This is a genomic window from Humisphaera borealis, from assembly GCF_015169395.1.
GTDB lineage: Bacteria > Planctomycetota > Phycisphaerae > Tepidisphaerales > Tepidisphaeraceae > Humisphaera > Humisphaera borealis.
Map to the genome: position 1 here is coordinate 428,478 of NZ_CP063458.1, position 20,390 is coordinate 448,867.

The window sequence follows — 20,390 nt, forward strand, 5'->3', positions numbered from 1 at the left end:
TGCCTTCAAAAGCCTCTTACTCACTGATTTCCCCCTGACAGCTCTAGGACACGCGGGAAGGATCTAACAGCGGACGAAGGGTAGCCGGATCGCGGGTCGTTACCAAGCATTCCGTCGTGGCATCACCGATCCCGACAGCGTAAGCGACTGCGTGCTCGTGCCTTCGCCAGGGCCGGTGGCGTCGCCGGCTTTGACGGTCAGTTGGATCGTCGCGCGTTTGAGCAGGTCCCACCCGCCGCCGGTCCGAATGGACGTCGCCGACCGCATGGGCTCCATCGTGACGCTGAACGCCTCGACATTGCTCGCCATCGTATGCGTGCCGGTGTCGGTGGTGACCATGAGCTTTTTGTTGGCGGCGTCGAGGTAGAACCGAAGCAGGTTGTCGTCGGCGTCGTACATGACCAGAGCAGTATCGGTCACGGTTTTGCCCGTCGCGAAGTCGGCCCGCAGGTCGGTGTCGTCGGGTGCATGCAGCTTGGTCGTGCGGATCTGCGAGGTGATGAACGCGAGCGACACGCGCGCCTTCGAAAGCAGCACCGCCTGTTCCTGGTTGACCTCATGGGCTTTGAACGCCGCATTCACCGCGACGGCGGTCGCCGTCAGCAGGCTCGCGACGATCGAGAGCGAAACGAGCAGCTCGACCAGGCCGATACCGCGACGGCGCGGTCGCGAAGAGCGGAGGTCGCCATGGAGGCAGGGAGGCACGGAGGTGCGTTTGTACGACAATACTGTTGGGGTGTGCGGACCTTCTCCAGATGGTTGTTCTCTACATGTCCCATGTAAGAATTGATTGAGATGGAACGAAGCGCCCTCCGTGTCTTCGTGCCTCCGCGGCGATCTCTTTTCTTCGGCGTAAATCACAGTCCCGCCTCCGTGTAGGTTCCCGTGTCGGGAAGGATATCGATCGCGACGTTGATTCCGTCGGGCAGCGCCCGGTTCGGGTTGTAGCGAATATTCAGCCGGCCGTAGCCGCCTTCGGGCATGGGGGTGGTGACGTCGGTCGAGCCGTCGCTGGGTCCGAACCAGCCCTGGGTGGTGTTACCCGCGCCGTCGCCGGTGATGATGATCGACCCGTCGACGATGCTCTTGCCGCGTATGTCCAGGTTGCCCGCGACGACCACGCCGACCAGTGTGCTGGGGGCTTGGCCGGGGTTGGTGAAGGAACCCATTTCGATATTGGTCTGGGGGGCGACGATGGTCGCCGTGTCGTCGGCGAGGTTGTTGAACAACGTCGATCCGGTGAACTCCCAGGAGTTGGTGAAGTGGGTGTACGCGGTCGGATTGTCGGACACCACCGGTCCCTTCATGGTGCAGTTGTTGAACCGCAGGTTGTTGCCGCGGCTGAAGCCGTACGACGTAGTGCTGGTTAGCGCCGTGTTGGCATTGAAGCTGCCGGACTTCATCTGCTTCGACCAGGTCATGCCGTCGCTGGCGCTGGTGGTGGTGCTGCCGGAACTGTTGGTGATGTTCGTCGTCAGGTCGACATATGTCACACCCTCGAACGTGCAGTTTTCGAACAGCGCATTAAGCCCTTTGGGAATACGGCAGTTCTTGAACGTGATGTTCTGGAACTTGGGCCGGCGGTAGGTGGCCTGCCAGCTGGTCGAGCCGTACGGCGTACGTTCATCGACGGTGCCGCCGTTCGCGTCACTTGCGGCGATGATGACGTTCTGAAGCACGGTCGCGGTCTTGCTGGATGCGCCATTCTCCGGACCGGTTCGAGGGCGGAACACGGTCGGATCGAAGTTCGTGGGCGAAAGATCGAAGATCTGGCTCGAGTCGGCGCCGAACTGCACCGGCAACTGCGTGCCTTCTGACGGCTGGATCGGGCCCTGCAGGTAGTCGCCGATCTTGCCCGATGTACCGAGGTTCGACTGCCACGCGTTGGCGGTGGTCGCCATGGTGACGGTGCCGCGGATCTTGGTGTAAGCGTCGGAGTTATCGATCTTGCCGTCCATGTAGCCCAGGCGCTGGGGCTCACCGGCAACCTGGGCTGCGCCCAGAGCGTCGATCGCCGCGAAGAGGTCGGCGTCGTAGGACTGTCCGGTGGAGGGGTTGATGAACTCGGAAGCGCTGATCGCCTTGTCGCCGTTCCCGTCGAACTCTTTCAGGAACAGGTCATACTCGTCTATGAAGTAGTCGCCGTTGTAGTCGGTGTAGCCGGCCTGGGTGGCCTTTCCATATTCGACGGGGTTGTGGACGTTGATGCGGTTGTCGTAGCCGTTGTGCTCGGCTTTCAGGAAGGTGTTGAAGTTGTCGATCTTCGTCTTCAGTGACGGCTTCAGATGGCGGAAATCGCTCAGCAACAGGAAGGGCGGGTACTTGTTGGGCGTCGCCATGCCCATGGGGCCTTCGACGATCGTGTTTCGACCGATCTGAATCGGCACCTTGCCGACGATTGCAAACTTCACCTTCTTGTCGATCTTGAAGCTCATCGAGATCGAGTGCTTTGCCGACCCATAGGTACCGGTGCTGGTCACCTGCACATAGCGTTCGTCTAGTGGGTCGCTCGCGTCGATCGGATGCAGCCGCATCGATACGCTGAACCGGGCCGACGTCTCGTCGACCGCGATGGGGTTGCTCTTGAGCGTGGTGCCGTCGTAGGTCAAGGCACGTTCCGAGGCGGTCGTCACGTTGGCAAAGTCGTTGACGATCGCGGTGCGGATGGACGGCCAGAGCGTTTCGGCGACGGCAGGGGTGATGTTACCGATGGTGGTCTTCGGCCGGACCATGCGGGTGAACCGCCAGGCCGTCCAGCGCAGGCCGGATTCGGCCGTCGAGCGGGCACGCTGCTGTTCGGAGTAGTTCTTGGCAGTCTGCACGTTCATTGTCGCGGTGGAGTACATCGCGACCGAGAGCGTGGCTAGCAGGGAAAGAAAGATCATCGCCATGACCGCGGCCATGCCGCGGCGGCGCGAGCGGGATGCTTGTGACCTGTTACGCATAAAGACACCTTTTGCCTTCACCGCTACCTGACTGATGGGAGGCACAGGCGTGTCGGAGTGGTGGCATCGGGCCCAACCTCCGAACAACAGGCCCGACAATCCGACACCCCGACACGCCGCTGCCTCATGAGACCGTCGCCGTCAGCTCGCCGTCCGAATCCAGCTCGCCCGGTACACCTCTTGGGCGACCGATCCGGAGGTTCGCTTGTACATAATCCTCACCATGACCCGCACCGCCCCCGTGTACGCCGTCTTGGGAAGGTCCAGGGACGTCGGGTTCGTGTTGCTGTTGAGCTTGTTCGCGTAGATCGGCAGGACCGAGATGACCTGCGAATACTGCGAGAGGTTCGGTATCGTCTGACGGGCGGAATCGATCGGCGGGCTGATCGTCAAGCTGTCGAAGTCGTCCACGTCGTTGTAGCTCGCGAGCGTCTCGCCGGCCTCGGGACCGAAATAGGTATTGCTGTAGGCCGGATCGTTGAAGCTCAGCCCCGCCATCGCTTCCTGGATGTTGGAGGCCAGCAGCATCGCGGTGGTCGACTGCCCCGCGTTCGCGTTCTGCCCGGTCAGCGCGCCGCTGAGACCCATGAGGGCCAAGATCGCGACGCCGACAATGACCGTCGTCAGTGCAGCTTCGATCAGCGTGAAGCCTCGGCGACGCGGGCGGCCGAGCAGGGGAGTTACAGATGTCGCACCCATGCCAATGACGTGCGATATGTCGGACGTGGCGTCAAATCTTCGCTGGTTTTACTGGTCTAGTCAGATTCTCGTGCGATTTGAATGAATCGGAATGGGGGCGGGATTTGCGGTGCCGTAAGAATCAGCCAGGGGCTGGAATGGCGTGGAAAATTCGTTCAGAAGCTCATGGCTCGCCGTGGCCCGGCGGCACCGTTGAGCGTCACCACGTTCTTCCCCACTTTCACTGTCAGAACGACCGGAAGCCGTTGAACGACCACGGCGTTGTTGGAATCCTTGCCTGTCTGAGGCGGTCCGAATTCTGCCGCCTCGACATGGCGCACCATCACGTAGGCCGGGCTGGTGGTGTTGTCGTTGTAATGGATGGTCATTGTGATCTGCTTGTTGGCCGCGTCGAACTGATAACGTCGGAAGACCTCGTTGGTGTCGAGCACTTCTTCGGGGCGAATGACGTCGAAGTAGTTATAGGTGCCCGTATTGCTGCACTGAAGGGCATCCGCGCGTCGGCATTCGACCAGGATCTGATTCAGCGTGACGCGCGACGCCTGCGTGGCGCGGAAGAACTGGTCGTTCTGTTCGACCACGTCGGCCGAGGTGACAAATGCAGTTGCCAGGCCGGACAACAGCATGCTCGTGATCGCGATGCTGATCAGCATCTCCGCCATGCTCAGGCCATGACGACGGCGGTGCGAACAGAGGATTGGTGCTGCTGGGTACATGGTCTATCTCGTTTCGTCGCGGTCATTCCATCGGGAGCTCAACGTAGGTGTCCGGGAGCGGGGCGAACTTTGCGCCGAAGGTCACGCCGGTCGGGTAGTTGCTGGTCCCAGTGCTGGCTATGGTGACTTGCGAGCTTCCGCCCACGTCCATCTGCACGTCATTCATATTGATGACGGATCCTTTGACCACGCCGCCGGCATTACCCCAGAACTTGATCTTGCTCGCGATGATGTGCCCGCTGACGGTGCCGAAGTTGCCGGAAAACGAGGTGTAGAAATTGTTCGCCAGGACAAAAGCACCGGTGAGGTTTCGGAGGCCGCCATAGCTGGCGGGGAGGGTTTCGACGCCGGTCGCGTTGACGTTGCCCGTGAAGTTCAACTGGTTTTTGGTCAGGTCGAGGGCCGCACCGTTTTCCACGACGATCACGCCCTGAATGGTCACTGTGCCGCCAAAGTCCACGACATTTGGCGCTTTGATGTAAAGCACGCCCTTGATGGTTGTGTTGCCGGTGAACTTGGGGTTGGTGTTCGCCGGTATGTACACGTTGTCCAGCGTCTTCTGGCCTGTGTATTTGGTCACGGCGTAGGCCGCGTAGGCGCTGGTGTCTACATCGGGAAAATCCGGCTCCTGAACACCCTTGTGAATGTGGTCCTGTATCAGGATGGTGTTGCTCGTCCCGCCAATCGAAGCGCCGGAGTAACTGACGCTGCCGGTCGGGTTCACGATGCTGATGTCGCCGGACACTTCCTTGCCGTTGATGACGACCGGGGTCGCGTCGGTCATGTTTGTCGAGAGGATGCTTCCGCGAGCGGGGTCACCCTGGCCGATGATGCGTGAGGAACCCGAGGTAACGATCTTTCCCTTGGACGCTACGCCGTAGTCGAACAGCGCGCTGGCACGAGGTGCCTTCTGGAACTTGATTCGAACCGTGCGGGTGATCGCCGGATCCGGGCCCTGGCCGATGACGGTCAGGATCAGGAAGGCACCCGATTGCGTGACCGAGGCCTGGAATTTCTGCTTGCCTGCGCTATCAAGATTGATCCAGGCGGACGAACCCGGAATGGAGACCACGCCATTGACCGCCTGAACAGTCTTGCCGCCCATGTTCGTGGTGCCGTCAAGTAGTTTGGCCAGTTCGGCGGTGACCGCGGGAAACATCGCGTCGTTGGTCGTCGACACCGGGATGTCCACTTGCCCCAGTTGATACCGCATGAACGCCAGACCCGACTCGGCCGCAAGCTGCGCATCTGCCGACACGCGCTCGTTACGGGCTACCTGTGCCGACATGTTCGAACTGGCGTAGAACCCGATCGCCAGAACAGAGAAAAGAATAAGAAACAGCATCGCCAGCATGGAAGCGACGCCTCGACGACGATTTGACATGTGTGCACGACGCATAGTGGCACCGTTCTGTGTCGATCCTTCCCGGGTCGCAACGTCCGACGCGCTGCGCTGTCATCCGGGGTTCGGAGCGACAACCAGCCAGCTCATCTCGTGAACCTGCTTGTTGTTCTGGAGAATTTTTACAGTGACACGTGCGGTGGCGGTGGTGGCGTTGTTCGGCCGGACGGATGGAACTGCATCGGGTGCCACCGACTGCACGGTGACCGTTTGCTTCCAGCTGGTGAGGTCGGCAATGGGCTGACGCCGGACATCCAGAGGAGGGCTGAAGCTCGTCCCATCCAGATCCAGGACGTCGTCGTAGGAGGCAACCGACGCCTCCTTGGTCGCCCAGGTGACCGGCTGCTCGGGGTCGTTGAACGGCAGTCCGAGCGCAATTTCGCGCATGTTGTTGGCCAGGTTGACCGCCGTCGTCATCTGGTTGCCATTGGCATTGACGACGGTACCGGCGGCGAGCAGTTCGAGCATTGCTACCGCTCCGATACCTACGATCACGGTCACCCATGCCGCTTCAATGAGGGTAAAGCCTTTGCGTCGAGATTGGACGGTGATAATACGCATCACAACCTCATATCGGATTGAGACATTGACCCGTCAACCGCCAGAACGGATCGCCGGAAATTGAAGGCCCGCCAATCGGCGGACTGTGCCAATGAGGACGGCCATGACGACTGTCGTCGTCATGGCCGTTTGCGTTGGCTATGTCGATTATCCGACAGACTACTTGACGATCTGGCTCAGCTTGAAGATTGGCAGGATGATGCTCATGGCGATGAAGCCGACCATGCCACCCATCAGCACGATCATCAGCGGCTCGATCATCGCCGTTACGCTCTTGATGACGCTCTTGAGCTCGCGGCTGTAGAACTCGGCGACCTCATCGAGCACCTCGCCGAGCTTACCCGACTCCTCACCTGCGTTGACCATCTGCACGACCGCCTTGGGCAGCAGCGGGCTTTTCTGCAGCGGATGACTGATCTTCTTACCCTGCTTCACGGAGGAATAGACGTTCTTCCACATCCGCTTATAGAGAACGTTGCCGCTGATATCCGCGGTGATGCTGATCGTGTCCAGGATCGGCACGCCGGCGTTCACCAGCTGGCCCATCGTGTGCAGGCCGCGGCTGATGTACATGGCGCGGAACATCTTCTTGAACAGTGGTACCGACAGCTTGGCCTTGTCGAACCAGGTGCGGCCCCAGTCGGTCTTGATCGTTAGGACAAAGCCCCAGATCGCAACGACCAGGCCGATCAGGATGATGTACCAGTAGCCGGTCATGAACTTCGACATAGCCAGCAGGAACTTGGTCGGCGCCGGCAGGGCGGCTTCCTTGCCTTCGAAGATCTTCATGAACCGCGGCAGCACGAACACCAGCAGGAAGACGGTGGTGCCCATCGCCATAGTGCCGATGATCGCGGGGTAGATTGCGGCACCGATGACCATCGCCTTGGTCTCGATCTGCTGCGCGAGGTAGGTCGCGATACGGTCAAGCATCTTGGAAAAGCCGCCGGAGAGCTCCGACGCCTTGACCATGTTGATATAGAGCGGGCTGAAGTACTTGGGGTAACGCGAAAGTGCGTCGGAGAACTGCTTGCCGCTCTCGACGTCCTTCTTCATCTGCGTCAGCATCGCCTTGAACTTGACGTTGGTCGTCTGGTCGGCGATGCCTTCAATCGCGGCGCGGATGCTGATGCCGGCGCGAATCATGACCGAGAGCTGGCTGGTGAATGCCTGGATGTCCTTCGCGCCCGGACCAAAAGATACGGAGAAGTTCAGCCCCGATTTCTTCGACGGACCGTCTGCCGGCGCAAGCTGCACGATGTACTCGCCACGGGCGCGAACCTGTGCCGAAGCCGCGCCGAGATCAGCGGCCTGGATCGTACCGGTGGTGATCTTCCCGGCAGCGTTGCGAGCTTCGTAGCGGTAGTTGGGCATACGTCTTGTCAGTAGGCAGTACGTAGTAAGCAGTACGCAGTTAAGGCCAAAAGAGGCACTGTTCTACTGCGTACTGCTTACTGCGGACTGCTTACTCCTCCTAGGCTGCCAAGGCTCGTTCCAGCTTCTCAGGATGCGCCGCCTGGGCGACGGCATCTTCTCGGCTGATGTACCCGTTGATGTACATCTGCTTGATCGAGTCATCCAGCGACTGCATGCCCAGCGCACGGCTGGTCGCGATGATGTTGGGGATTTCGAAGATTCGGTTCTCGCGGATGCAGTTTCGAACGGCCGGCGTGCAAAGCATGATCTCGACGCCGGGAATCATGCCCGGCTGGTCGGACCGCTTGAACAGCGTCTGGCTGATGACCGCCTGAAGCGTGTTGGCGAGCATCGAGCGGATCTGGTTCTGCTCGTCCGACGGGTAGATGTCGATGATGCGTTCGATCGTCTGGGGCGCGTTGACGGTGTGCAGCGTGCTGAACACCAGGTGGCCGGTTTCGGCGGCAGTAATTGCGGCGCTGGTGGTTTCCAGATCGCGCATTTCGCCGACCAGGATTACGTCCGGGTCCTGGCGCAGCGCGTGCCGCAGACCGCCGGAGAAGTCGGGGACGTCGGCGCCGACTTCGCGCTGCTCGATTGCCGACTTATTGCTGACAAATGCGTATTCGATCGGGTCTTCGAGCGTGATGATGTGGCCCTGCTCGCGCCGGTTGATCGAGTCGATCATCGCCGCCAGCGTGGTGCTCTTGCCCGAGCCGGTGGGACCGGTGACGAGCACCAGGCCGCGGGGCATGTAAGTCAGTTTGTTGCAGATATCTGGCAGGAACAGCTGCTCGATCGGCCGGACCTTGTCATTGATGGTACGGATGGAGAGCGCGACGCTGTTGCGCTGATAGTGCGCGTTGACACGAAAGCGGCTCACGCCGGGGATCTCGTAGGAGAAGTCCGCGTCGCGGTGCTTCTCGAAGTCGGTCCAGCGCTTCTCGTTCATCATCTCTTTCGCCAGGCGAATCGCCCCTTCGGGCGTCACCATGGGGAAGTCGCTGTGCTGAACGATCGTGTGAATCCGGTAGAGCGGCGGAGCGCCGACCATGATGTGGACGTCGGACGCCTTGGCCTGGACGGCGTTGCGGAGAATGTCGTTGAGAATGCTCATGGTTCTCCAGTGCTTCGCGTCCGCCAAGGCGGACCCTACAAAGATTGACGAATGACGAAATCAGAATGGCGAATGAATGACCAATGCTCGAATGTTCAAGCTTTGACGTTTTTGGGCATTCGAGTTTTGAGCTTCATTCGCCATTCTGATTTCGTCATTCGTCATTCAGCCGCGTCACGCGGCCTCGGTGACTCTTAGAATCTCGTCAACCGTCGTAAGTCCCTTAACCACTTTGCGGAAACCGTCTTCGCGCAGAGTGACGAGCCCCTTTTCGCGGGCAAGTTTGCGCAACACATTGACGTCCGGATTGCTGGTAACGATGTCTCGCATCGAGTCATCCATCACCATCAGCTCGTAAACACCTAGCCGTCCGGTGTAGCCCGTCTTACGACACTTGTCGCAGCCGGCACCCTTATAGGTCGTGACTTCGCCGAACCCCTGCATGGTCAGAAACTCCTGCATCTCCTCGGTCGGCTTGAACTCGGTCTTGCAGGTCTGGCAGATCTTGCGGACGAGGCGCTGGGCGAGAATGGCGTTCACCGCCGCGGCAATGAGGTACGGCTCGACACCGATGTTAATCAGCCGGGTGACCGACGCCGGTGCGTCGTTCGTGTGCAGTGTGCTGAGCACCAGGTGGCCGGTGAGGGCGGCCTGGACTGCGATGCGGGCGGTCTCGGCGTCGCGAATTTCACCGAGCATCACGACGTCGGGGTCCTGACGCAACAGCGATCGCAGCGCGGCCGAGAACGTCATGCCGATCTTGTCGTAGACCTGCACCTGGGTAGCACTGCCGAGGTGGTATTCGATCGGGTCTTCGACGGTGCTGATGTTGAGCTTGTTGCCGTCCAGAACCCGCAGCGACGAGTAGAGCGTGGTCGTCTTACCCGAGCCTGTGGGGCCGGTGACCAGCAGAATGCCGTGCGGCATCTCGATCTGGTTCTTCCAGATGGTGAACTGGTCTTCGCCGAATCCCAGATCCTCGAGCTTCACGTTGATCGAGCGGTTATCGAGAATTCGCATGACCACCTTCTCGCCGTAGGGCGTTGGAAGGGTGGACAAGCGAAGGTCGACCTTGCGTCCGTGCACGACGGCTCGGACACGGCCGTCCTGCGGCAAACGCCGCTCGGCGATGTCGAGATTCGCCATGATCTTCAGACGGCTGCAGATGCTCGCCGTCATGCTGTGCGGCGGATTCATCGCCTCGAAGAGAATGCCGTCGATGCGGTAGCGGATTTTGAGCGCCTTCTCCTTGGGCTCAATATGAATATCGCTGGCACCCTGTTTGATCGCGTCGAAGATGAGGTAGTTCACGAACCGAATGACGGGCGACTCGTTGCCCATCTTTTCCAGGTCCGTGACGTCATCTTTCTCGGTTTCCTTGACGACCTGGACGTCGTCATCGGACATGTCCTTGATGATGTCGTCGACCTTCATGTCGGAGTTGCCCGACGTGAGGGATTCGCACAGCCGGCCGACATCGGCCGCGGTGATGACGACGATCTTCAGTTCCTTCTTTGTCTTTCGCCGGACTTCATCAACGAGGAAGACGTTGTTGGGGTCGGCCATGCCGACGACGAGGATGCGGCAGTTCTCGTCTTCAAACCGCATCGGCAGAACTGCGTGCTTCCGGATGTAATCCATCGGCAGCAGTTCGAACGCACGCGTGTCGATCTTGCCCTTGTCCGGCGATTCGAAAGGCAGGTTCAGTGTCTCGGCGAGCGCCGACAGAATCTGCCCTTCGCTCGCGGCCTGCATCGACAGCAGGATGTGCGTGAGCGATTTGCCCTGGGTCTGGGTCGAAACCTGCCGGGCCTGGACGAGATGCGATTCGGTGATCTGGCCGCGCTCCAGCAGGAGCTGTTCGACCGTCTTGCGGACCGATGTCTTCCCCGGCGACCAGAGGTCGGCGAGCCCGCCGACGTCGTCGTCGTGCTCTTCGACGGCCGGGGCCGTAGGACGCTGCGGGGGCGGCTCGGTAACGATCGAGGTTGAATTGCGGCGTCCGAACATGGGAAGATTAGGCAGAAGGCAGTAAGCGGTACGCAGTGAAGAGAAGAATCGCAGCCGTCTGAATAGGCGTCGGCATCTTTCTGCCTACCTCCTACTGCGTACTGCCTGCTTCTTTTCACCTTTGCATCTTCAACTCGAACCGGTACACGCCGGATCGCACGATGACCGAGTCGGCAGTGATCTTTTCGACCGTGAAGCCGTCGATCTCGCCGCCTTCCTGGACCAGCTTGTTGTTCATCAACGCCGCCCGCTGCGCGCCGAAGAGAACCGACTGCAGCTTGATCGATTGGACGGCGGCGACGGCCGCGGCGCGCTCTTCTTCGCGGCGGCGTCGCGACGCATTGTTGTCTTCGGTACCGACCGGCGTTTTCGGTGCGGTCTCCATCTGGAACGGATTGGTCTGCAGCTTCTCCAGGGGCACCTGTGACTGGGCCGTGGTCTGGCGGAAGCGGAGAACGACCTTGTCAGTCTCCTTAAGCATCTGCTTCATCAGCGACACGTGCTTCTCACCGTCGGCAAGGAAGCTGTTGATCGTTTGAGCAGTGCTTGCATCGGCGGCATTGGCCTGCTGCGGGCCGCCGCGGAGGTACATGAAGTATGTTCCCCCGGCGCAGATCGCGAGCAGCCCGAGCATACCGATGGTGCCGCCGCTGACCTGCTTCTTCGCGCCTTCGGCGACGAACGTGGTCTCGCCCTGTTCCAGAGACGCGTTGAGATCCTGGTTCTCTGACGAGTCCTGTTCCTGTCCCGGGATGAAGTTCATGGCTCACCTCTGCATTGCTGGCATTCGTGTTACTACGATCGGACGGCCGGTCCTCAACCACAGGCGATGGGCCTGTGCTGGGTTTACTGCGCGCTGCTGACGGCCACGCCGGTGTCAGGTTCGAAATAGATGCTCATCGTGAGCGACGCCTGCATCTCGCCGTCCTTGTCGGTGATCTTGGTCAGATTCATCTTGGTGACCTTGGTCAGCCGGGGGAGCTTTTCGAGCTGCAACATGAACTCGTAGAACCCCTTGAAATCGCCGGCCAGGTTCAACTCAAGCATCTGTTCGCTGTAACCGGCCATCTTGACGCTGCGGGGGGTCTTGACGGTCTGGGTTCGCAGTCCGTTGGCGTCGGCGAGCTGCCAGATTTCCTTGAGGACCTTGTCCATCTCCTTGGCCTGCGGCAGCTTCGATTCGAAGAACGCCGTCGCGGCCTGGAGCTCCTTGATCTTTTTGTCCACGTCATGAACGCTCGCGGTGGCGCGGTCGAGTTCGTGGAGCGCGGCGCGCTTGGTGTCGCGCTGCTGCACCTTGTCGGACCGCTTGGCGTCCTGCTTGGTGAAGACCAGGAAGTACGACGCGGCGAGGAGGCCGAGCATCGCAACAACGAACAGCATTTCTCGCATGCCCAGTTTCATTGGAACTCCGGGAGAACGTACGCAAATACTCCGCTACTCGATCACTCCACGACCTCTTCACTGTGCTGCGGCCGCTGCGTCCTGCACTTCGGCGGCAGGGTTGATCATCATTTCCAGCTGGAATCGCCGCAGCGTCGATTCGTTGTTCTTGTCTTTGCTGAAGGTGTCGGTGATCACGAGGTTGACTTCCTTGAGCAGCTTGGACCGGTTCAGCTTTGTGATGAACTGCGACACCTGTATGTCGTTCTCAGCGACACCCGTCAGCTTGATGTACACGTCGTACTTGGGTGCTTCGGGTGCTGCGTTCTTCTTGGTGGCAACGGCGGCGGTCGCCTTGCGATCGAATGCCGTTGCGGCCTGAGCGGTCGGGTTCACCTTGGGCTTGGCTTCGAGCGCCAGGTCCAGCAGCGAGACGCCCGCCGGCAGCGAGTTCGTAAACTCCGCCAGGACGTTGCTCCGCGGGACGCGTTCGACCAGCGCCGCGGCCAACTCGGCGTGTTGGACGATCTGCCGCTGCTTGGCGTGCATCTGTTTGACGGCCTCGATCTGGCTGGCCGCCTGCGCGTACTTGGATTCGACGTCCGCCAGCTCGTTGTCGAGGCCGCGCATGGAGCGTTCGCTCAGGGCGAAGGCGCTGCCGATGGTGCCCATGACGATGATCGAGAGTGCACCGCAGAGGAGGTTGGCGCGCTTGCGTGCCTTACGCTCCAGGTAGTCCTCGGGAAGGAAGCTCAGTTCATTGGGCGAGCTCATGGGTACTCCGTCTCTCAAATCTGGAATCCCAGATCTGAGATCTGAGAATTCGAGTTCGTTTTCGTCGCGTTCACGCTTTCGCCGCCGTGGCCGTCGCTGCCGCCGGAACACCTTGCGGTCCCATTGAAAGACCCAGTGCAACGGCCCAGTCCGGCTGCGGAAGCCGTCGGTCGATACCGCTCTCCGGGCCGACGTCCGTCGTGCGGGCCATCCGCACCATCGGGTCGCCGACCTGCGCTGCCAGGTCCATCTCCCGTGCGATCGTCTGGCAGAGGCTTCGATGCCGCGCCTCGCCGCCGACGAAGATCAGGCGGGTGATGTGTGCGTTGGGGAACGTCGCCTCGTGGTACCGGCGGCAGAGATTGAGCTCCTGCACGAGTCGGCCGACCGGCTCGGCGCATGCGAGATTGACCCGTTCCGCATCGCGACAATCACCGGCGTTGGAATCCTGGGGGGCGTCGGCGTCGCAGGACGGGGACTCTGCCCCGAACCGCGAGCCGACGCCCGAAATGTCGTTTTCGCCGCGAATGTTGCGCCCTTCGGCAACCGGTGCCGGCGTGGCCGCGGACCGGTTCAACTCCGTCTGAAGCTGAGCGTGGCAAAGCTTTGCCCGAAGGATGCGGGCGTCCTCGGCGTTGATCTTGAGATGGTTCGCAACGGCGCGGGTGAAGTGCTCGCCTCCGACCTGGATTGCCCGGGCGAACAGGATGTCGCCGGCCCTGGCGACGACCGCCCGGGTCGCATGAGCGCCGATGTCGACAAACAGGTTGACGCTTTCCTGGTCGCTCTTGCGGCGATAGACGTGCGAGAAGCAATCGATCAGGGCCTTGGGCTCGACATTCATCCCGACGACGTCGAGCTTGGCCTTGGCGGCCGCGGCGAGGAACTGGTTCACCCATTCACGCTGGGCTGCCATCACGATCACTTCAGACTTCTGTTCGCCGTCGGCAAATACTTCCCCGGCAACGATGTGCCGCATGAGCGCGTGCGACGGGTCGTACGGCAACTTGCCACGGCATTCCCATGGCAGCGCCGACTTGAGCGCCGCTTCGTCCATTTTCGCCATCCGAAGATGCTGGATGCTCATCGCCGAGGCGGGCATCGACAGCACAACACGGCGGCCACGGAAATTGCCTTGAGTCAGCAACTCCCGCACGTTCTCGGTGAAGAACGAAAGCTTGCCGGCGGGGTCTGATTTCAGATGGGCGGGGACGTCGGTGCGGGCGGCGGCGACGAGCTTGAACTCTCCGCCGGTGCTGTCCACCTGCGCCAGCCGCAGCGAATCGCTGCCGAAGTCGACGCCGATGGGATTGGCGGTCGGGGCGAACCAGCTTTGTACAAACGACAGCATTGCACCGCCTCCACAGGGTTCCGGCGGCCGGTCGGGCCGACGCGGAAGGTCTTCCGCGGTCGATCCGTCTTAGCGCCGTCACCGACCTTGGAACTACGATTCGCCACAGGCTGGGTCAAACGGGGCAAGTCACGACACGTGGAGAGGACCGGCGGTGGCTTGACGCGCCTGAGGCGACTGCTGGGTGTATCGACAGCGCGTGTGGCGACGTTTAGTCGGGAACCGCGTGGGGAGGTGAATTATCGGCGGGCCGTTGTGGTGCGGCCGTCCCGGCATGAATTGCATGCAGGGCGCCAGCACTACAAAAGCTGAATCCCCTACCAAATCCGAAGCGGCGTTCTGTGAATGGGCGACAAGCAATGTGGAACGATCATCCGATGGATCGCGTTTCACGTCGCTCGAAGAAGTTCCCCTGCAAGCGCATCGGCAACATCCCACCCTCTTCCGGACAGTTTTGCGGACGTGGCAGTCACTTCCAGGAGACCCAGCTTGCCGTACCGATCAAACTCGGCGGCGAACAACTGGCGGGCGTCATAACCGGTTCGATCGGCAAAATCGGCAAACTCGATCCCGGATGTCAGCCGAAGGCGCAGCATGGCAAGTTCGCCGGCCCGTTGCTCGGGCGTCAGTTGCTCGGCATCTGTCGTGGGTAGTCTGCCTTCGGCGATGGCCGACTCCCACTCACCAAGGTGAGGTCGGTTCCTCCAGCGGGTGCCCTGGACGTGCGATGAGCCGCTCGGTCCCAGGGCGACGTAGTCGTCGCCTTGCCAGTAGGCGAGATTGTGCCGGCACTCGGCAGCGGGGCGCGCGTAGTTGGATACCTCGTAGGCCGGCATTCCCAACGCCGCCAGACGATCCCGGGTGTGATGAAACATCTGTAGATCGGTGTCGTCGCCGGTGGGGACGACCTGTCCCAGCCGCTTCCTGACGGCCATCGGCGTATTGGATTCGTAGGTCAGGCTGTAGCACGAAAGATGTTCGGTACCGAGCGCGATTGCCTGTTCGAGCGAATCGGCCCAGCTCGAAAGCGTTTGTCCGGGTACACCATAGATAAGGTCGGCATTGATTCTCGCAAAGCCGGCGGCCCTGGCGGCCTCGATGCTTGCCGGCACATCGTCCGGGTTGTGGTGCCTTTCAAGAATCTTCAGGTCGGCGGGGTTAAAGCTCTGTGCCCCGAAACTCAGTCGGCCCACGCCCGATTCGAAAAGCATCGCCAGGTAGTCGCGACCGTAGGCCTCCCGGACCGTCGCCGGGTTGCATTCGCAGGTCCATTCGGTCACCTCCGCCAGGTCGAATCGGCGGTGGAGCCCCTGGATCAGCCGTCGCATCAGGTCTGGCGGCAGCAGGCTCGGGGTGCCGCCGCCGAAGAACACCGTTTTCGGGACCGGTGTCGGGCCGGGTTTCTCTGCCGACCAGAGCTCGGCTTCGGCAAGAAGCAGATCAACGAAGCGGGCCATCCGGTCTTCGCCTTGGCGTGTGATGGAGTAGAAGTCGCAGTAATGGCACTTATGGAAGCAGAACGGAATATGAACATAAAGCGCCGGCACGACGACGCCACGCTGGGATGCGGGTGTGATCGACGGCGGTGTCAGGACACTGAGGGGCAATTGGGGGTTCCGTAGAGGCTGTAGGGTGTGCGGCGACAGCCCGCCGAGCCGGATCGTAGAAGGGACACGCCGCGGCCAATTAGGAAAGGTTGATGACACCGCGGCAGGTATAATCTCCTTGCCCGGCCGCGGATTCTACGATAGCCTCCCACGCGTCGTCAGTGCGGCGGAACGAGGACTTCGATTTTTCACCTCCGGTCTCCTGCCGATCTCATTCAGACTCCAGCCCCAAGGTAAACCCGCTATGCAGGCTGTGCTTGTGATGTTCCGTTCCGACGGAGAGCGGCGAAGCTTCTCGATCACCCGCGACGTCACGGTCATCGGGCGTCGCGAAGATTGCGACCTGCGCATTCCCCTCGGCGATATCTCGCGTAAGCACGCGCGACTGATCAAGGAAGACGGGCAACTGCGGCTGGAAGACCTGGGCAGCTCCAACGGCACGCACCTCAACGGGCAGCGGATCGAACGCGACGCCGTGCTTCAGGCCGGCGACAGCATTCAGGTCGGGCCGGTGGTGTTCGTGCTGCAGATGGATGGTTATCCGGCCGACGACGAGCTGAACCCGATTACCGCCGAGTCCGCCGCGGCGGCGGCGATGTTCGCCCCGTCGGCGTTGCCGACGGCGCCCGGCGCACCCCTTGCAGAAGACCCAACGCTTGACCTCGGCGGGTACGAGCAGGGCGGTGAAGAGAGCCCGGCCGAGTTTGCCGAGGAAGAGCAGTACGCACAGGCCGGCGAACTGGAAGGTCTGGACGAACTTCCCGCCGCCGAGCCGAACGCCGAAGAGTTCGAGCCGCTGTCGCTCGACGACGCCGCGTCTTTGGAACTGGAAGAGCCGGCGACCGACGAAGAACCCTTGGAGTTTGAGGAAAGCGAATCGCCCGTCCCTCTGCACACGCCGGCGTTGTCGCCCGCTCCGGAACCTGAAGCGCCGACAGACGAATTGCCGCTGGCCCTCGACGACGAAGAGCCCATGGGGCTCGCCCCGGAGGAGCCGTTGGCCCTGGCTGATGAGGAACCACTCGCGCTGGCCGACGAAGAGCCGCTGGCGCTGGCCGACGATGAACCGCTGGCCTTGGCCGACGAAGAACCCCTCTCACTGGTGGTTGAAGAGAATCCGCTCGAGCTGGCTGACGAAGACCCCCTCGGCGTCGCCGACGACGGCAGCCTGGAACTGCTCGAAGATCCCGACGCGCCGCAACCGGTCGAAGAAGAGCTGATGATCGATTTTGACGAGCCCGAGAAGAAGTAGCGTCAGCTGGGCAGGCCCGACCGACCTCCGCCCGCCTATTTGATGGCCATCCAGTCGAAGGAGTGCTTGATGCGTGTCACCCCGTTGTTCGTCCGGGCGCTGGTTGTCGTTTGCATCGCCTCTACCGCATTGGCCCAGACGCCGGTGTCACCACCGGCGTCGCCTACGGCTAAACAGGAATCGCCCACTGGCATCACCCACGCCTTGCTGGCCCTTGGCAACGCCACCTACATCCTGAACGCCGACGGCAAGATCGCATGGACCTATCCTGCCGGAACGCGCGATGGGTTTGTCCTGCCCGACGGCAACATTCTCTTGGCGTTGAGCAAGAACAAGGATTACCCGTCGGGCGGAGCGATCGAAGTAACGCGTGACGGTAAGGTCGTCTGGTCGTTCAAAGGATCGCAGGCGGAAGTCAACACCGTTCAGAAGCTAGGCGACGGCCGCTACATGGTCACCGAGGCCGGCGCTGAGCCACGCATTCTTGAGGTCGATCGCGACAGCAAGGTTGTCAGCCAGACCGCCATTGCGGCCCAGACGAAGAACACGCATCTGCAGTCGCGGATGTCGCGCAAGCTGCCCAACGGCAACTACCTCGTGCCGCAACTGCTGGACAAGGTCGTCCGCGAGTACACCCCGGCCGGCAAGATCGTCTGGGAAGCAAAGACGCCCGAAACACCGGCCGAATGCTGGCCCTTTACGGCAATTCGCCTTCCCAACGGCAACACACTGTCCACGCTCACCCATGGCGCGATGGTCGTGGAGTTTGACGGTCAGGGAAAAATCGTCTGGCAGTTGAGCAACGCCGACCTTCCCACGCCGCTGCTGAAAGACCCGTGCGGCGCACAGCGATTGGCCAACGGCAATACCGTCATCACCAGTTACGGCCAGGGCAAGCCCGGCGAAGTCAAGATGCTGGAGGTGACGCCGGACAAGAAGCTGGTCTGGACGCTGCGTGACGACCGCAAGCACGGCATTCACGAGTTCCAGATCCTGGACGAAAAAGGGAAACCGGCCACCGACCTGAAGTAGTTCTCGCAGGGTCTCAATCGAAGCCATCCAATAACAACAGCGAACGCCAGGTTCGCGAAACACGCTGTCTGAACATCCGTCCCATCGGGGTGGGACAGGGGACCCGGCGTATTTGCGCGACCTGGCGTTCGCGATGATTCGTCTCGGCCAATACTTCTCGTCGGACTACTTCGATCTAGCAGCGCCGCGGCCGTGTGATCGACTTCCGCCGATTCGGCCTCCCTTGCGCGAGGCGATATTATTCGAAGACTTGCCGCGACCCGAGCCACTCTTCTTGCCGCCGTGGTCTTCTTTATTCACCGTGGCCCAGGCGCGTCGCGCGGCCTCTTTTGTCGAGGCACCACGCTTCTTGTAGCCCTCTTCGATGTGCTCGGCCTTTCGCTTTTGCTTGTCCGTGTAGGCCGACTTGTCTCCGCGGGGCGTGGATACCTTCGAAGTGCCTTCGCTTCGGTGGCACGGGCATGAAAAAACTGCGCGTGCCACGCGAAGCATGTGTCATTGCCGCGCCTCGGGTGCTTGGCTTGAGCCTCAGGTGCTTCGCTTGAAAGGAGTGTCGACCCCACCCGGTCGGGCAGGCGATTTGGGCCGCGTGGCCTTCCAATCGGTGGCAACAGCTTGTCCGGGTCGTTCTTTTTGCGTCATATTTTTGGCCTCCTCTGGATTTGTTTCAGCGGGACTTTCGGCAGGATCCCTTGCTATAAGGCTTCTTTCCGGGAACCGGTTCATAGCCCTTCCAGCACCGCTTTTGCGATTTGGTCCCGCCGGCGGCAGGCTTCCCAGTGGATTGGCGATTGGCTTTGACGGTTGAACTCATTGCATCTCCCGCTACTCTTTGACGGAATCATTACAGGCGCGGATGAGCCGGCCATGAAACGGTCGTGAATCGCCGGACTTTTTCCGCGGTTTCTCAAGCCCTTTCCGCCTTTTGCACAGCGACAGGAACGAAACGATGAATATCGCGGTCATGCCCGGCGACGGCGTCGGCAAGGAAGTCGTCCCCGAAGGCCTCAAGGTTCTCAAAGCCGCCAGCGAAAAGTTCGGCTTCAAGTACACCACCAAGGACTTCCCCCACGGCGCGGAACACTACCTCGCCACTGGCATCACTCTGCCTGAGGCCGACCTGAAAGAACTCGGCTCGTTCGACGCGATCCTGTTTGGTGCCGTCGGTGCCGATCCTCGCGGCAACGCACGCATTCCCCAAGGCCTGATCGAAACCGACATCCTGCTGAAGATGCGGTTCGAACTCGACCAGTACATCAACCTGCGTCCGACCCGCCTGATGCCCGGCGTGCCGACACCGCTGGCCAACATCGGCCCCGGCGATATCGACATGATCATCGTCCGCGAGAACACCGAAGGGCTGTATTGCCAGAACGGCGGCTTTCTTTACAAGAACACGCCGCACGAAGTTGCCAACCAGATCGAAGTCACGACGCGTCACGGCGTCGAGCGGGCCATCCGCTATGCGTTCGAGTACGCGAAGCAGTACAAGCGCAAGAAAGTGACGCTGGTCGCCAAGACCAACGTATTGCGATATGCGCACAATCTCTGGATGCGGGCCTTCGAGGAAGTGAAGAAGGAATACACCGGCATCGAAACCGACTACCACCATGTCGACGCCTGCACCATGTACATGGTGACCAAGCCTAAGATTTACGACGTGGTCGTGACGACGAACATGTTCGGCGACATCATCACCGACTTGGGCGCGGCGATTCAGGGCGGCATGGGCATGGCCGCCAGCGGCAACCTCAATCCGACGCGCAAGTATGCGAGCATGTTTGAGCCCGTCCACGGCAGCGCCCCGGACATCGCCGGCAAGGGCTACGCCAACCCGATCGCGACGTTCCTGAGCGTGGCGATGATGCTGGACTTCCTGAACCAGCCGGCCGCGGCTGCAGCGATCAACAAGGCCTGCAAGGACGTGGTCGCCGACAAGGCCAACCACACGCGCGACCTCGGCGGGACCGCGAGCACGTCGCAGGTTGGTGACGCGGTGAAGAAGCTGGTGGCGTCGTAGGTTTCGATCGCCGTCCCCGCGTTGAAAACAATAAACCGTGGAGGATGGACATTCTTGTCTGTCACTCGGGACCAAGACACCGCATCGAACGTCAGGGAGCGTTCC

The 20,390-nt window shown here is 61.1% G+C and carries 18 protein-coding genes; 3 read left to right on the forward strand and 15 right to left on the reverse strand.

What is annotated here, in order from left to right; translation table 11 throughout:
* Positions 1 to 99: 99 nt before the first annotated feature.
* The 14 genes from IPV69_RS01695 to hemW form a co-directional block, all read right to left on the reverse strand.
* On the reverse strand, positions 100 to 705 hold the full coding sequence (locus IPV69_RS01695) for a prepilin-type N-terminal cleavage/methylation domain-containing protein (protein ID WP_206293182.1): 606 nt from the start codon (positions 703 to 705) through the stop codon (positions 100 to 102).
* 152 nt (positions 706 to 857) lie between these two features.
* Positions 858 to 2,885: a hypothetical protein gene (locus IPV69_RS01700; protein WP_206293183.1), complete on the reverse strand. Its 2,028-nt coding sequence runs from the start codon at positions 2,883 to 2,885 to the stop codon at positions 858 to 860.
* Positions 2,886 to 3,086: 201 nt separating this feature from the next.
* Positions 3,087 to 3,644: a type IV pilus modification PilV family protein gene (locus tag IPV69_RS01705; protein WP_206293184.1), complete on the reverse strand. Its 558-nt coding sequence runs from the start codon at positions 3,642 to 3,644 to the stop codon at positions 3,087 to 3,089.
* A 155-nt stretch (positions 3,645 to 3,799) separates the two neighbouring features.
* Positions 3,800 to 4,360: a PilW family protein gene (locus tag IPV69_RS01710; RefSeq protein ID WP_206293185.1), complete on the reverse strand. Its 561-nt coding sequence runs from the start codon at positions 4,358 to 4,360 to the stop codon at positions 3,800 to 3,802.
* A 22-nt stretch (positions 4,361 to 4,382) separates the two neighbouring features.
* The gene (locus IPV69_RS01715) at positions 4,383 to 5,744 is read right to left on the reverse strand and encodes a pilus assembly PilX N-terminal domain-containing protein (RefSeq protein WP_206293186.1); all 1,362 of its coding nucleotides are present in this window, start codon (positions 5,742 to 5,744) and stop codon (positions 4,383 to 4,385) included.
* Between the two features lie 72 nt (positions 5,745 to 5,816).
* Positions 5,817 to 6,323, reverse strand: coding sequence for a PilV family protein (locus IPV69_RS01720; RefSeq protein ID WP_206293187.1), 507 nt, complete (start codon positions 6,321 to 6,323; stop codon positions 5,817 to 5,819).
* 159 nt (positions 6,324 to 6,482) lie between these two features.
* Complete coding sequence (locus IPV69_RS01725) at positions 6,483 to 7,697, reverse strand: type II secretion system F family protein (RefSeq protein WP_206293188.1); 1,215 nt, start codon at positions 7,695 to 7,697, stop codon at positions 6,483 to 6,485.
* Positions 7,698 to 7,797: 100 nt separating this feature from the next.
* Complete coding sequence (locus tag IPV69_RS01730; RefSeq protein WP_206293189.1) at positions 7,798 to 8,856, reverse strand: type IV pilus twitching motility protein PilT; 1,059 nt, start codon at positions 8,854 to 8,856, stop codon at positions 7,798 to 7,800.
* Between the two features lie 174 nt (positions 8,857 to 9,030).
* Complete coding sequence (locus IPV69_RS01735; protein WP_206293190.1) at positions 9,031 to 10,866, reverse strand: GspE/PulE family protein; 1,836 nt, start codon at positions 10,864 to 10,866, stop codon at positions 9,031 to 9,033.
* Between the two features lie 115 nt (positions 10,867 to 10,981).
* Positions 10,982 to 11,629: a hypothetical protein gene (locus tag IPV69_RS01740; protein WP_206293191.1), complete on the reverse strand. Its 648-nt coding sequence runs from the start codon at positions 11,627 to 11,629 to the stop codon at positions 10,982 to 10,984.
* Positions 11,630 to 11,712: 83 nt separating this feature from the next.
* Positions 11,713 to 12,270: a type IV pilus inner membrane component PilO gene (pilO, locus tag IPV69_RS01745; RefSeq protein WP_206293192.1), complete on the reverse strand. Its 558-nt coding sequence runs from the start codon at positions 12,268 to 12,270 to the stop codon at positions 11,713 to 11,715.
* 57 nt (positions 12,271 to 12,327) lie between these two features.
* Positions 12,328 to 13,023 carry a PilN domain-containing protein gene (locus IPV69_RS01750; RefSeq protein ID WP_206293193.1) on the reverse strand — a complete coding sequence of 232 codons (696 nt, stop codon included), beginning with the start codon at positions 13,021 to 13,023 and terminating at the stop codon, positions 12,328 to 12,330.
* 70 nt (positions 13,024 to 13,093) lie between these two features.
* Positions 13,094 to 14,374, reverse strand: a complete 1,281-nt coding sequence (pilM, locus tag IPV69_RS01755; protein WP_206293194.1) for a pilus assembly protein PilM — start codon at positions 14,372 to 14,374, stop codon at positions 13,094 to 13,096.
* Positions 14,375 to 14,763: 389 nt separating this feature from the next.
* The gene (gene hemW / locus IPV69_RS01760) at positions 14,764 to 15,981 is read right to left on the reverse strand and encodes a radical SAM family heme chaperone HemW (protein ID WP_206293195.1); all 1,218 of its coding nucleotides are present in this window, start codon (positions 15,979 to 15,981) and stop codon (positions 14,764 to 14,766) included.
* A gap of 244 nt (positions 15,982 to 16,225) precedes the next feature.
* On the opposite strand from hemW, the gene IPV69_RS01765 reads away from it, so the two are divergent.
* Positions 16,226 to 17,233 carry an FHA domain-containing protein gene (locus tag IPV69_RS01765; RefSeq protein WP_206293196.1) on the forward strand — a complete coding sequence of 336 codons (1,008 nt, stop codon included), beginning with the start codon at positions 16,226 to 16,228 and terminating at the stop codon, positions 17,231 to 17,233.
* A 69-nt stretch (positions 17,234 to 17,302) separates the two neighbouring features.
* Positions 17,303 to 18,265 (forward strand): beta-propeller domain-containing protein, encoded by a 963-nt coding sequence (locus IPV69_RS01770; protein WP_206293197.1) that lies wholly within the window; start codon positions 17,303 to 17,305, stop codon positions 18,263 to 18,265.
* Between the two features lie 165 nt (positions 18,266 to 18,430).
* On the opposite strand, the gene IPV69_RS27770 is transcribed toward IPV69_RS01770, so the two are convergent.
* A complete protein-coding gene (locus IPV69_RS27770; protein WP_390884391.1) occupies positions 18,431 to 18,631 on the reverse strand; it encodes a hypothetical protein in 201 nt (66 codons plus the stop codon).
* A 583-nt stretch (positions 18,632 to 19,214) separates the two neighbouring features.
* Between IPV69_RS27770 and IPV69_RS01775 the strand changes: the two genes are divergently transcribed.
* Complete coding sequence (locus IPV69_RS01775) at positions 19,215 to 20,285, forward strand: 3-isopropylmalate dehydrogenase (protein ID WP_206293198.1); 1,071 nt, start codon at positions 19,215 to 19,217, stop codon at positions 20,283 to 20,285.
* The last annotated feature ends 105 nt before the right edge of the window (positions 20,286 to 20,390 follow it).

Bases quoted from the DNA above. Each gene is read 5' to 3' on its own strand.
- IPV69_RS01700 (WP_206293183.1), bottom strand. From the start codon at position 2,885: ATGATCTTTCTTTCCCTGCTAGCCACGCTCTCGGTCGCGATGTACTCC.
- IPV69_RS01705 (WP_206293184.1), bottom strand. From the start codon at position 3,644: ATGGGTGCGACATCTGTAACTCCCCTGCTCGGCCGCCCGCGTCGCCGA.
- IPV69_RS01710 (WP_206293185.1), bottom strand. From the start codon at position 4,360: ATGTACCCAGCAGCACCAATCCTCTGTTCGCACCGCCGTCGTCATGGC.
- IPV69_RS01715 (WP_206293186.1), bottom strand. From the start codon at position 5,744: ATGTCAAATCGTCGTCGAGGCGTCGCTTCCATGCTGGCGATGCTGTTT.
- IPV69_RS01720 (WP_206293187.1), bottom strand. From the start codon at position 6,323: ATGCGTATTATCACCGTCCAATCTCGACGCAAAGGCTTTACCCTCATT.
- IPV69_RS01725 (WP_206293188.1), bottom strand. From the start codon at position 7,697: ATGCCCAACTACCGCTACGAAGCTCGCAACGCTGCCGGGAAGATCACC.
- IPV69_RS01730 (WP_206293189.1), bottom strand. From the start codon at position 8,856: ATGAGCATTCTCAACGACATTCTCCGCAACGCCGTCCAGGCCAAGGCG.
- IPV69_RS01735 (WP_206293190.1), bottom strand. From the start codon at position 10,866: ATGTTCGGACGCCGCAATTCAACCTCGATCGTTACCGAGCCGCCCCCG.
- IPV69_RS01740 (WP_206293191.1), bottom strand. From the start codon at position 11,629: ATGAACTTCATCCCGGGACAGGAACAGGACTCGTCAGAGAACCAGGAT.
- pilO (WP_206293192.1), bottom strand. From the start codon at position 12,270: ATGAAACTGGGCATGCGAGAAATGCTGTTCGTTGTTGCGATGCTCGGC.
- IPV69_RS01750 (WP_206293193.1), bottom strand. From the start codon at position 13,023: ATGAGCTCGCCCAATGAACTGAGCTTCCTTCCCGAGGACTACCTGGAG.
- pilM (WP_206293194.1), bottom strand. From the start codon at position 14,374: ATGCTGTCGTTTGTACAAAGCTGGTTCGCCCCGACCGCCAATCCCATC.
- IPV69_RS01765 (WP_206293196.1), top strand. From the start codon at position 16,226: ATGCAGGCTGTGCTTGTGATGTTCCGTTCCGACGGAGAGCGGCGAAGC.
- IPV69_RS01770 (WP_206293197.1), top strand. From the start codon at position 17,303: ATGCGTGTCACCCCGTTGTTCGTCCGGGCGCTGGTTGTCGTTTGCATC.
- IPV69_RS01775 (WP_206293198.1), top strand. From the start codon at position 19,215: ATGAATATCGCGGTCATGCCCGGCGACGGCGTCGGCAAGGAAGTCGTC.